Source organism: Vibrio sp. St2, assembly GCF_947311885.1.
GTDB classification, from domain to species: Bacteria; Pseudomonadota; Gammaproteobacteria; order Enterobacterales; family Vibrionaceae; genus Vibrio; species Vibrio coralliilyticus.
The window spans coordinates 168,083-181,630 of the sequence record NZ_CAMZNA010000002.1 but is presented as its reverse complement, the minus strand read 5'-3'; the positions used below and the strand labels follow the sequence as shown (position 1 = coordinate 181,630).

Annotated in this window: 6 protein-coding genes and 1 tRNA gene; 6 read left to right on the top strand and 1 reads right to left on the bottom strand. The window is 41.8% G+C overall.

The genetic code is table 11. The annotated features are described in order from the left end of the window. Nucleotides 1-135: 135 nt before the first annotated feature. The 3 genes from QMA41_RS07355 to QMA41_RS07345 all read left to right on the top strand — a co-directional run bounded on the left by QMA41_RS07355 (nt 136) and on the right by QMA41_RS07345 (nt 3,878). On the top strand, nt 136-2,136 hold the full coding sequence (locus QMA41_RS07355; protein ID WP_281629257.1) for a methyl-accepting chemotaxis protein: 2,001 nt from the start codon (nt 136-138) through the stop codon (nt 2,134-2,136). A gap of 184 nt (nt 2,137-2,320) precedes the next feature. Then, complete coding sequence (locus tag QMA41_RS07350; protein WP_348650162.1) at nt 2,321-3,709, top strand: sensor domain-containing diguanylate cyclase; 1,389 nt, start codon at nt 2,321-2,323, stop codon at nt 3,707-3,709. 94 nt (nt 3,710-3,803) lie between these two features. Then, nucleotides 3,804-3,878: transfer RNA gene (locus QMA41_RS07345), tRNA-Gly, on the top strand. Nucleotides 3,879-3,989: 111 nt separating this feature from the next. Here the strand turns inward: QMA41_RS07345 and QMA41_RS07340 are convergent. Next, on the bottom strand, nt 3,990-4,724 hold the full coding sequence (locus QMA41_RS07340; RefSeq protein ID WP_281629256.1) for a peptidoglycan DD-metalloendopeptidase family protein: 735 nt from the start codon (nt 4,722-4,724) through the stop codon (nt 3,990-3,992). Between the two features lie 1,090 nt (nt 4,725-5,814). Between QMA41_RS07340 and QMA41_RS07335 the strand changes: the two genes are divergently transcribed. From QMA41_RS07335 to QMA41_RS07325, 3 genes are read left to right on the top strand one after another with little or no spacing between them, the layout of a single operon-like run. After that, nucleotides 5,815-7,470: a hypothetical protein gene (locus QMA41_RS07335; RefSeq protein ID WP_281629255.1), complete on the top strand. Its 1,656-nt coding sequence runs from the start codon at nt 5,815-5,817 to the stop codon at nt 7,468-7,470. Nucleotides 7,471-7,492: 22 nt separating this feature from the next. Beyond that, nucleotides 7,493-8,761: a hypothetical protein gene (locus QMA41_RS07330; RefSeq protein WP_281629254.1), complete on the top strand. Its 1,269-nt coding sequence runs from the start codon at nt 7,493-7,495 to the stop codon at nt 8,759-8,761. Beyond that, a complete protein-coding gene (locus QMA41_RS07325) occupies nt 8,754-13,499 on the top strand; it encodes an OmpA family protein (protein ID WP_281629253.1) in 4,746 nt (1,581 codons plus the stop codon). Before QMA41_RS07330 ends, QMA41_RS07325 begins: the two co-directional genes overlap by 8 nt. The last annotated feature ends 49 nt before the right edge of the window (nt 13,500-13,548 follow it).

Below are 13,548 nucleotides of genomic sequence, written 5' to 3'. Positions count from 1 at the left end.
GAGCGTTGCCCCTAAGTTATCGGGGGCTGTTTAACTGAGCTATCAATCAAAAGTTTATAAAAGTAGTTAACTTATATTTAACAATAATAAGCAAAACGCTATAGTTAGGAGGTTATTTAAACAGGAGTTATTAGGATGAAACTCACGATATCAGGGAAGTTACAGCTGAGTTTTCTGTCGCTTGCAGTACTTTTTATCGTTGCCGCTCTATTTATATTCCGCAGTGTCAATACTGTAGAAGAGCATACAAAATCTCTATTAGAGTCCGATCTGCCAACTGTAGATACGGGCCGTTCATTACAACAGTCGCTCCAGGCGACCGTTTCTACCCTCAGAGCTTATATGCTTTTAGGTGGTGATGAAGCCATTGGCGCCACGCAGTTGGAGCAGTTGAATAGCGTTATCACTTCGACCGATGAAGCGTTACCCAAATTAGAAACCCTATTGGATGAATCTTCTTACCAACAAGTCCTAGGTCAATGGGAATCCGTCAAAGGGTTGGTTAACGAAATCTCTGAAACCAGTCATTCAGATGAGAACCTTCCGGCCCACTCCTTATTTATCAATGAAGCCGCCCCAATTGCAGAGGTGGCATTGGATCAGCTCCAAGGCCTCATCAATGACGAAGCGGGTAATAAAGAGGGGGGCGAGAGAAAGCGCTTATTCCGCCTATATGCAGACAGTTACACCTCTCTTGCTAATGCACTCTCTTCAATGCGTGACTTTCTTCTATATGGTAAAGAGGAGCACCTCAGTAAGTATCAGGACTTTCTAAAATCCCACGGCAAGTACGTTGCTGAGATCGACTCTAAAGTCAGCCTGATGAGCGATAGCGATCAAGGCTTGTGGGATCTATTTAAAGAAATGCAGCAGCTTTATTTTCCGCTTGCTGATCAGGTCGTTGCACTAAGAACAGCGAGTAGTTGGAATCTGGTAAACGAGAAAATGGCTAAGGAGCTGATACCTGCGGTAGATACGCTCAATACCAGTTTGGAAAACCTGATCCGCAAACAGCAGCAACAAGCTGACATCAGTGGTCAGGGAATCTTTAGCTCGTTAAGCAGTGTCGTATCTTTGCTTGTTGTCTCCTCAATTATTTTCCTATTAGCGTCCTTAACCATCTCAACTTATATGGGTAGGAACATTGGCCGACGCATAAAAGTGGTGTCAAAACGTGCCCAATTGATTGCTGCAGGCGATGTGTCTCAACCAGCGCTCAGCGTAGAAGGTAGTGACGAGCTAGCTAGCCTGACTAACTCAATCAACAAGATGAATGTCGCGCTGTTAGATATTGTGCGTGGCGTTAGTTCGAAAGCACGTACTGTTGGGGACAGTATGACGTCACTTCTCGATGCAAATAACAACACATCGAATAAAGTCGATAGTCAAATGTCGACGATGACACTTGTCGGTCAACAGCTTTCTGAGGTTAGCTTGTCTGCCGATGAAACCGCTAACCAAGCGAAATTGTCTGCTAGCAATCTTGCTGAATCAAAGAGCCAAATCGAAATCGGTTCTCAAGCTCTTGAGCAGAACATGCAGACCGTGACCTCTCTACACAACACGATTGAAAGTGCGAGCCAGCAGGTTACTGAGCTGAGTAAAGAGAGTGAAGCGATAGGCCGTGTTACGGAAGTGATCGAAGGTTTAGCCGAACAAACTAACTTGCTTGCACTCAATGCAGCGATTGAAGCGGCAAGGGCAGGAGAATATGGTCGAGGCTTTGCTGTGGTGGCTGATGAAGTACGCCTACTTGCGACAAGAACTACTGAATCCACTACAGAGATCAACAATATTGTGAATGCGATACAATCTTCGACGGCAGCTGTGGTATCTGAAATCGACAAGAGTAAAGTGTTAGCAGAAGAAGGAGCTACACATACCAAGCAGGCGCACGGAACACTAAGCGCCACAACAGATCAAATCGAGAGCCTAGATTCTCAAATGAAAGATCTACTTCACTCTGCAGAGAGCCAATCTCTGGCAACTCAGGAAATACACAGTTTAATGTCTGATGTCACTAGCCGAGTAGAGGAGGTTGCTGATATCTCTAGTTCGTCATCACAGATCTCTGAGCAGGTGCGCCATCAGGTTGAAGAATTGAACGAAGAGATGAGGCATTTCCGAACAGAGTAAGCATGCTTAACACTGATTTAATGATAGAAAACTAAATATATGAGATCTGCTTCAAATATAATTTTATAAAATAAGCAGATGTGAGACAGGTATTCTATACATAATCTCAATGCAATAAAGTGTATAGCAATTGAGCTCAAGCAACCTCCGTTGTTTGAGCTCGTTTTATTCTTTGAGGTTAGTTGTGTTACGTGTATTTGCAACAATGTGTATGTTGCTCTTCTTGACGAGTTTTGCCAGTGCTTCCAATAAACAGACCCTGATTGTCACTAACTCTAAGGCATGGAAACCTTTCTCTTATATCAACGAAGAGGGAGAACCTGCGGGTATTCTGGTGGATTATTGGAATGAATACGGCCTCAAAAATAACCAGAACATTGAATTCTTATTGCTAGATTGGAACGACTCTTTAGAGGCTGTTCGTTCAGGAAGGGCTGACGTGCACTCAGGCTTGCTTTGGTCCGAAACGCGTGAGTCCTTCTTAGACTACAATGCGCCTATTATGTCCATTGATACGCAACTCTATATCAGCAGCCGGTTGATGGGCTCTGATGTGAGTCTATTTCTACGCGGGGAGCATGATCATCTCGTTGGTGTAGTGAAGGGTGCCTACGAAGAAGAATTTACTCGTCTCCATTTTCCTAATCTCAATATCATTTCTTTTCGTAATAATGAACGTATGATCGACGCAGCTTTTGCGGGCGAAATCGACGCATTTGTAGTTGACTTGCAAGTTGCAAACTTCTACCTTCATACCACTAAGGGACTGAATAAGTTTATCGGGATAAGACACCTCTACTCAGGAAACTTGCGGCCTGCGGTCTCTGAAGGCAACCTTGCGCTTCAAAATCACTTGTCTCATGGCCTTAAACTGATCAGCAATGAAGATAAACAAAGAATTCTCGGTCGTTGGATGTATATCAATACTGTCTATCCAGACTACCTATTGCCGTTGGCCATACTAATGATTTTGCTGGCTGGTGTTGCTTACATCTTTATCCTGCGCTTTTCTGTTAACGCGAAAACTCGGGAGCTGGCGAAAGCGAATCAAGAGTTGAGAGTCCTCTCTGAGACCGATCCTTTAACAGAGCTAAGCAATCGCCGCCATTTTGTCGAAGAGTTCCAGCAAAGGCTTGTAGCGCCAGAATCGATTGCCGTTATGATTTTTGATATAGACGACTTCAAGGTGATTAACGACAACTTTGGTCATGAAGTTGGGGATACAGTGATTCGTCAGGTAGCTGATGCGGTAAGAACCGTGATTAAGAAAGATCATTTGTTTGGCCGTATCGGCGGTGAAGAATTTGCTCTTGTTGTCAGTGGGCATTCGTTAGGCCAGGTGACAACGATAGCTCATAAGGTTTGTCACTCAGTGAGGAGCGTTGTCATTGAAGATAAGGCGATCTCGGTCAGCTTAGGCTGCGCTTATTACCCATTAACGTCATTCAACATTACGTTGTCGGATGCTGACCACTTAATGTATCAAGCAAAATCACTCGGAAAAGATAGGGCGGTCATTCAACAAATCACACTAGAAGAACTTAGCGAACAAAAAGCCGTCAACTATGAATAAGTTTGAACATAAAGTCAGCACTTAAACCTGAAAACTAAAAAAAGACTTTTCTTTTCAGGCTGATGTGGCATATTGAATGGGTCTTCACGATGATGCGTGCATCGTATAATGGCTATTACCTCAGCCTTCCAAGCTGATGATGCGGGTTCGATTCCCGCTGCACGCTCCAACTCTTCTTGTAAAAAACTCCCTCTTAAACTTTCAGCAGCAAACATTGCTAATTAGCTATCTTAGAAGCTAACGCACGTAATTTTTCTTACGTACGTTAACCGAGATGTCGTTAGTTTATCTGCTGACTTAGCTGTAAGTAAGCTTTTTGAGCTTCCTGAGATTGAGATGACACGAGCTGAACCGCTACTTTTTCGGCAAATGCGCGCTTCTTCTCAAAGTCAATTGGCCGACCGTTTTTCCACAGTTCAAAATGAAGGTGTGGGCCTGTTGTTCGCCCTGTATTACCACTTGCACCGACTGTCTCGCCTTGTAAGACAATGTCTCCTTTTCTCACATAACGTTTAGAAAGGTGAAGGTAGCGTGTTTTCAATCCGCCTGGGTGTTGAATAACAAGGTAGTTTCCAGCTATCGGGTGGTATCGAGAGGCAATAACTTCACCTGAAGAAATACTAACGACAGGCGTACCAACCGGCACGGCGTAATCTGTTCCAAGGTGAGGGGCCATTGTGCGAGTCACTGGGTGTAATCGAGAGTGACTAAACTGCGAGCTGATTCTGAAGCGACGCGATACGGGAGAAAGGAGCAGCTTATCTTTGTAGAAGCGCTCTCCGTCAGTACTGAATAGTGTGCCTGCCTTTGTACTATAGACATAATACGTATGTAACTTATCGCGATACAAGAATGCAACCAGCTGATCTTTCTCGTTGAGCTTGAATGCAAATTGCCCTGAACCAGATACTGAGTTGATGAAATCAAACTTACCTGCTGAAAGGGACGCAAGGTCTTGAATCGTATCTGGGGCAATGCCTAAACTCAGCGCCGTGCCATAGAATGAATACCCCACGTCACTGCTAATAAATTTGTCTTTTGTTATTGGTGTTTTTGGCGAAAATTTTCTTTTGTTTTCGGTGTTATTAACTTTGTTTATGTTTGTTTCGTTTGAATATCTAGTAGATGTGTCGTTAAAGGGTGATATTTCAACTAGTGCACACAAACTCAATGGAATAAGGGCTAGATACCAAAAAGACAAATAGTCTCGATAACTTTTTTGGGGAATAGACGTTGAATGCATTTTAATAGTTATTTGAGATTTTGGTTCAATGATAGAGTTTTACCAGACAAAATCTAGATAAATTTTTTCGATAAATAGTATTTACAATAAAAAATAACAGGACTTAATTACCTATTCCAATGGTTATTTAAGGAGGAGAAGGTAATTAAGAAAGATGCGGTAGTTGTTTTGACTGTATCGCCTTTCTATCTGCCGCTTAATTTAAGTTAAAGGTTAAATGCATTTTGCAGAAAATGAGAAGTCAGTATTGGATATGTGAGTAGTCAAGCCTTGCCTTTGTCTCGCTTGGTTGGCCAGTCATGGTTGTTGCTTTCTATCTAGTTGTTTTTGTGACTAGAAAGGATCATTTGGGTTGCTCTAACGTCTAAAATGGGAAGGTTTTTGAAGTTTTCGTAAAAAAAAGAAAGTAATTTAAATTAAATATGATGTAGAAATGAGCAGAATGAATATTGAAACGTTCTTTTTTTTCATTTGTCGTTTTATTTAACTATCATCGAAATCGATTATTGCTGTTAAATTGAAATATATGACCTGAATATTGCCACGTTGCATTGTCTTAAAGACTTTGTATAGTAGCGCAGCACCCAGAGGGTGCTATCCTGCACAGGTGGTACATACTATCTGTTTCGTATCTTAAAATAATGTTTGATACAATGACGTGATTATCAATCGCGTCTTTTTTTTATTTAAAAAACAGATGTAGTGAAATTTAATTGAGCTTTATGTAAATAATGTGTCTTTTGTATGGGTTGCAATTATTAGATTTATACGTAGAATGGCCTTTCGCCAAATCGTTATATAAACCCTTAGGGGTTTACTTGTTACCGCAATCAAAGGACATCAATGGTTGTGGAGAACTAAAATGCAATTAGTTTGCAAATTTGTTCCAGGAAACGCAGTTTCTAGGGACGTGTTAGACTACATACTGTCGCCAGATGAATGCATCGGGCAGCTCTCGCGTACGCGCAATCTTCAGGATGTGCTCAGACAGCTACCAAAGCCTTTGTCTGATACTATCCCCCAGTCGGCTAAAAAAGACATCCACAGCCTACTATCTAACATCAAACAGCGCCTTGTTCGTGTAGAGTGGGTCGCGTTATCCTCTTTTGCACGTCGAACCCCGCTTTCAGATGCACAGCTTCAGGCTTACCCTGCGTTAAAAATGCGCGTCGATGAGTTTGCCTCCGAGCAACCAAAAAAAGTCGTCAAAGCGAACTATGATACAGTCACTGACGATGTACCTTTGGCACGCAACCTTAGTTTCACTCCCGTAGAACCTTCTCCGGATAAAAAAATTGTGGTCGAGTTTGCGGGCCAGTGGCCGAACAACGCTGCCTACCTCATGTTGTCGGAGACTGGCACTCAAAAAGAAAAAATCGCTAAACCACGCAAAGACTCCAGCAAAAATCACCGCAGTGTCTCGGTATTTAAAAGTTTAGAAGAAGAGCCAAGAAACCTTTACCTAGCAATCCCCCTAAGTGGTTCGGCAACGCCTCTTAAACTTCTGCTTGCAGAAAATGTCGAGCCAGTGGATTCCAGCGACGAAATGGACGAGTGGGATAATGTGTTGGTGCCAGTTCGACCACTAGCCTATCTAGATGGTAGTAAAAGTAAAGATAAGGCTTCAGAGTTACGTGGTGGTTATCTTTACGTATTCTGGAAAGGTAAGTTGTGGCGTGAAATGGCAATTACAGACAAAGGCTACTATCAGGATGTAGATGTCGAGTATTACCGCAGCCTCTATCAAGAAGAACAAACGAAAGAGCAACCTAAAGCTATTCAACGTGAAGCGGAAGGGGTTGCAATGCCTCAGTTTTGGGTTCCTTACAAAGTCCTTGGTGAGGTTCAAGAGGGAGAAAATGGACTTAAAGTCATATTTTCTCCAAAACAAAAGCGATTCAACCAGATAGAGTCATTAGAATCCGATACTGCATTACTAGAAAAATCGAGCACGCCACTCGATGAGCTTAGTCATTACAGTTCTGAACAAGCATTCTCTACGCAGGAATTTACTTCAGACGTCGCGAGTGCGAAAGTTCATGCCATTAATGAAGACGATATGCCATGGTTGAGCGACCAACAAGTCTTGGTTCGTAGTTACGATCAGAGTAATACTGTTATTGCGTATGTTGATGGTAAGAACAACGGCTTATTGTTCAGAGTTGACGTAGGGACATCAGGCATTACTGCGCTTAACTCTCTCTACATCGTGGATCACAACAGTGAATATAAAGATGTTTTCGATTTGGAATTGTTTCATGGGGAAGATCATGATTGGCAGCAAGCTCTTTTAAGCGGCTTACCTCCAGAAGGCATTTTTACAATATCGCTTGTATGCGACCAAGACCAAGACAGTCGGCATATCTTGTTTGATCAAGTGGTTTATCAAGATTTGTTTGCTGAACCGGAAGGCTTTAAAGAGCCGGAGCCTGCAAAGCACGTCAATGACCAGCCTAAGATGGCTAGCAATGAGGAAAAGCAGCGTTTTGAATCGTTGATGTTGGATTGGTCGCTGTAACTCAATTAAAAGTGGAACAAAAATGAACAAGAAATTACTACTTGGAGTAGGTTTAGCGACAGCTATTGTAGCCGGAGTAAGTTACTTCACCACTAAGCCTTATTTTGAAGAAAAAGCTCGGATAGAAATGCTGGCCGACCAATTAGAATCCCGTAACAAAACTCGATTTGGTGGCGGGGTACATTGGCGTTACCGTTACGATTTTGATATTCCAGATAACCCGAAGGTGGCAGACTGGAATATAGAGAATGTAACACTACCCCAGGTTTTGTTTACGGTCGCTAACCCAGAAGATGAATCAAAGGTTAGCTATTGGGCTTTAAATATTGACGGAACTAACCTTCAGCTACTTATCTCTGAAGGTGTTTTACCGCCACCTCCTCAATATGGCACTGTCGACTATGGAATATACATGTCCCGTTCACCTAATGGCCGTTATCTTATTGTACCTCAACAAACAGGTACTGTGTTATATGACTTAGAGGATGGAGAAGCTACAAAATTGGGTGAGGTTTCTACATCGGTACATGATGTTATGTGGAGCATGGATAGTTCTCAAGTGGTTGTAAAACGCAAAAATGAGTTAACTAAGGTAATGCTACCAAGTAAAGAAATTACTCAGTTTACTGACGTGAATGGTCCTTTGGCTAATGTAGTATTAACCTTTAGCAAAGCTTATATGGACCAAAACCATGATGATGTTTTCTTGCACCTTGAAAATGAAGATGGAGGTGGTTGGCTATATTGTGCTGACGAAAGCGATTTGAAAGAGTACCAAGAGTCTTTTGGCGATAAACTGAACAAATGTGGAAATACTCTAGTAGTTGATGCAAATACTCTTAAGGTGATAGATCGTGGTGATTACACACCACGTAATGGGAACTGCAATGTTAGGGGGAGTAAGTTTGCTGATGGCTTCTATTGTTTAGGTCATGGTGGAGGTGTGTATAAGTCAGGTAAACCTTCACAGAAAGTTGCTCAATACCATACGCGAGGCTTCATGTTAGCCCTTAACGGCGGTGATATGTGGTTCACTTCCGAAAAACAGAGAAATATCTCACGAGTGCTAAATCAGCCGAATGAAAGTAGCCCTACACGACAAATGTTCTATACGTTTCGTGGTTTGAAGGATGGAAATCGAGTCGAGATGTCTGGCTTTGGCTTTGGCTTTAGCCGCTATGTTATCGAGAATAAAGACACAAACATATGGAGTGATTCGTTGTTCCCGTTGCCTAACTACAGAGATATAGATAAAGCAAAATTAGTTTTGGAGGAACGAAAGAATGGCTAAAACTAAGATCGAACAGAAATCTCTGTATCTAATGGGTCAGCTAGTCGGTCCGGATGGCGAAACGGTTGATGGCAATGGTCTTTTTCCATTACCCGGTTATGTTATTAGTTTACCTGAACAAACTGTCGGTAATGTTAATGATGAAAGTGCTAGTCAGAATAAGGCTCCACTCTATTTTAGTGACTCTGCCGGGCGCCTACAAGGATGGAACAGTCAGATTCATTCACTAGAGAACTTGACTGATACTAATCTAGCTGCTTCTCCGTTGCAGGTGACTAACACTTCTTCTTCTATGAAGGCTGTGTTTATTCCTCCCTATCTTCTTCCTGCTGCTGTAATATCTGATAGTACTTCTTGGGCTGAAGAATTATGCAAAATTGCAAAAGATATAGCCGACACAAGCAAGACAAAGCTACAAGCAACGAGAGTAAGATCTAATGTATTTAGCCAGGAATTGGATCTCTCACAAAATGAGCGATCGTTTATGTCTCCTGAAAAAGCTGAGTTCTTCGTGAAAACAGCTGAAAACTCTGAGAAGGAATTAGGACTGATAGAGGGGGCTTATAAGCGTTTGTACAATCATTTGTACAGTGGAAACTACTCACATGATTTCTATTGCTTGCGTATACCTCAGATATGGACGATAAATCTTTTCTTTTCTGCGGATTACTTTGAAGGTGCAGAAGTTACTTTATCAGGGCTTCCGGACAATTTAGTTATCAAAGGTGACGTTGCTGATGGAAAAAAAAGAATTGTCAGCAGAGTTCGGTCAGTAACGTACTATGATATTGCAAATCAAAACGAAGATACTGATGAAGCTGAAGAGGTGACGCAATATGTAGCTACTTTTTGGATTACTGGTGGTTACTTAGATAACGATGAACAAATTAAGCAACTTCTACGTTTTGATATTAATTTAGATAGTATCGAAGATTATTGGGGAGACGATCAGAAGTCGGCTAGCAACGCGTTAAATTCCATTAGCAAACTAAATATTCCTGACAACCAATACTCCATTTCAGAACAAGTATTACATCTCCCGATACATTCGATTGCTGGACGTAGTGTATTGGTATCGGGCGACCCAATCTCTGTAGAAGAAGCTCTCTTCCAGCATGCGCCGAGCACTTTTAGAGAGTGGGTAGATTGGAGCAAAAATCAACCACATACCAGTGATAATAAGGTAGCGTCAGCCTCTCAACCGTCACTTAATATTCTTAATACACTTGGCACTTATAAGGGGCTCATTGAGGCGTCGGCGTCAGGTCTAATGGATCCATTTAGTATAACTACGGTTCACAAGGCGTTTAGTGCAGGTTTGAATCAAGTTCAAGCTGGTGAGCTGTTGGAAACAGTAAAGTTGGCCGTTGGTATAGATGCAAAAGCTAAGAGTTTTTTAGATTTTGCGCAAACACTGAGTCCACCTGCACAAGGTTCTCTTACACCTGTTACTGGCCTTGCAAACGCATTGAACTGGAGCGCGGGTGTAGGTGCTAATTTACCTACAGTGTTTACGATTCCTCCGGCTTTGAGGCATTTTTGGCATAAGGTAGATGACAGGATACTGACACCATTAAAACCTTTGGCTAAAGCCATTGAGTTTGGGCTAGATAAACCATTTGGTTATGCTCAGCTCGTCTCATCAGGCCTAAATATCTATACCGGTAAGAAAGATGCTGAAAAGGCGTTTGAGGCCTATATTGGAAAATCTATCGAGTATAGTCAGAATACACAGTCTGTAGTTTCAACTATTGCTTTGAGTGAAGAAGCCGAAAAGAAAGCTTTGCTGGATACTGAAGAGGAGCACAAAAAGGCACTTTTGAACGCGTTTTCTGACAGTAATAGCCAAGATAAAGTCCTACTCAATGGCAAGCCAATCGCCTCAAAGCAAGCAGCGAAGCCTGGTGAGGCGAGCTACTTAACTTTACTTTTTGAGTTCGACAGTGCAGAAGATAGTTTATCTGTATCGGACACTAAATTAGTGAGCAAGGTTGCCGATTATCTGCGAAACACAACGTCTGAAATGGTGCTAAAGATAGATGGCTTTACTTGTGATATCGGAACTTTGGAATACAACTTAGTTCTTTCTGAAAAGCGTGCCTCAGCACTTAAATCCTCTATTTTAAGCTACTTAGGCAGTGATGCGGTAAAATGGCAACATCGTTTACTTGTCGTTGGCAAAGGTGTTGCCCCCAATAACGACAAGAACAAGCGTGAGGCAAGCAGGCGAGCAGAAATGCGCTTTTTCCTGAATTCTGCATTTGACTATCCTGCTTGTCGTAGTTGGTTGTTAGCTCTGGAGAAAAATCGACAGGTCTCGGTATCTGCAGAAATGAAGATACAAGATGAATTGTGGAACTTTGCTGGTCAAGCATTTGATATAGCTCTTGGTTTTGCCGCCCCCGTTCTTGGGCCGTCCGCAGCTCTGGCATACGGTATTTATTGGTCAGGAGACATGATAGTTTCGGCATTGGGTGGTGCAGAAAAGATTCTTGAAAAGGAGTTAGCTAAATACAAGGAAGCTCAACGACGTTATTCTGAGTTAGATGTGATCAGTCAAGCATTATTGCATAAAGATGATTTGGCGTTTAACGAGTTGAGTGTATTAGGTAAGGCGTATATTAAGCGCGCTATTGCTCTTAATGGTTTGTTACGCTTACTTTTGTTGGAAGCATCAGGCCCTAAAGGCTCTAGTAAGGGTATTGCTAGTAGCGATCCAAGAAATGCAGCTCATGCCCATATCTATGGAAGTAGTCAAGATCTGGATATCAAAGGTTATATTCAAACCTATATTCTCAGTGATGATTGGGATCTTGGCGGCAGCTGGGTACCTTCATTTCATTTAGATGAGGCGTGGTTGGAAACAAAGGGTAACTATAGTAGTGCAGCTGAAAGCGTAAAAAGTTACGTTGCGGCTACAAGCTATTTTGTCTACAAAATAAAGCAATCTAACGAAGGTGAAATCGCACTTGAGCAAGCTCAGACTTACCAAAAGTATTGCCCGATTCATACGCTGGCAGATCCATCGTTAAGTCAAATTAAAAAACTTTTGAAAACACCAGATCTTAGCAAGTTAGGTGATGATATTTATGCGGCGCACTGTATATCTATACAAAGAGATGGGGTGTGGAAGCCGATTGAGTTTCTCGTAAATGCAGGCGAAAAAATTTCTCCATTAGATCCAGTCAGAGTTCTCGTGGTTCTGAACATGAAGGATAAGAATCTGGCAAAATTTAAAGAGGATGGCACTCTAGGTCTGGTTCCAATAGGAGTTAGACCAGTTAAACAGAACAGGTTTATTGATGATGTTGGAGCGTATACAACAGAATATGTTCGTGAATTGTCCCCTGAGTTGTTTACGGACCTAGAGCGGAATCATTTGTCTGAGCAAGGCTTATTAGCCAATAACACCCCGTTGTTTGGCGTTTGTATTACGCCGACTTATTACTTGGGAATAAATGTCATCAATGGTATTAAGCCTATAGCTGACGATTATGGCAGTAAGGATTGGGAGTCAGTGTTTGGTTCGGCTGAAAAACAAGAGCTGTCTTCTTACATTATGCGATATGTGCTGGAAGTGGGTGTACCCAACAACACAAGTACAGAAAAGAATTTGACGTTTACAAGACGTCTGCATTTTACCAATAGCCAAGGTAAGAAATTTGAGGTCGCTACAGATAATTCATCAATATTTAACCTTGCTATGTCCAAAGAGCACGAGTTCCTATATGAGAAAACATTCTTAGCAAGGACTAACCAGAAAAAGCGCCAATACCCAGAGCTATTTTCAGACACTAAAGTGAGCCTTTACGTCAACGATATAAATGTGAAATCACTCATTCCAGGCGATAAGCATACAGATAAAATGGAAGAGTTGGGATGGACAAAAGCACAACCATTAAATGATATTTCAACGCAAGCTACGAAGATTTTGATAGTGGTAAGCACCAAGTCCGTAGAGAACGCGCAAACGCTTCTTAAAAATGGAGGGTTCGATACAGAAACTATCTTAGTCGACACATGGTTAAGAGCGAATGATATCAAAGGGGATTACAAGCTTTCACTAACTGGTAGCTTACATCCACTGGGTACACTGACTATTGATTCTGGCAAAGGGCGAAATGGTTTTGTTAGTAAGCCTGTGCCAGACAACTTGTTTGTACTGTCGCAGCATGTAGAAAAACATGCAGCGAGTCTTATCAAGGATCTTGCCATAAAAGAAAGCAGTATTACTGACTGGAAACCTAAGCCAATAGATACGGATTTATACGTAATGGAAGTATCTTTGGAATACCTGAATGTAACGAGCAAGAAAACCCCTGGCATGCGTCCGTTTGTTTCACGTAGTGGTGAGCAATCATACATTTGGGTTGATATTGAAGGTAAAGACGGATTGGGTTTAAGTGCATCATCCCAAAAAGTGCCTGTAGTTGGAGTTAGCACGACAGCACCAACACTATTAAATTCGCGAAAAATTCATTTCAAAGAACAATGGTATGAAATGGACAAGCAAGAGTTTAACAATGTGCGAGCATATACTGCGGGCACTACTGACAACTACGATGAGAATGTTAAGTCATCAAAAGATAAACAGATAAAACACAAATCTTCCAAACTCAATAATTGGATTAAAGCAAAACCTGAATTACTGAGTTACGTGAAAGCTGAGGATCTTTCGCTTTCGGAGGAGCGTGAAAGTATGTTGAGAGATTGGTTATATTACGATTTCAAAAAGTAAAAAAAACCGCCAGAAATGGCGGTTTTTTATGGCTTAAATACTAAAAGCA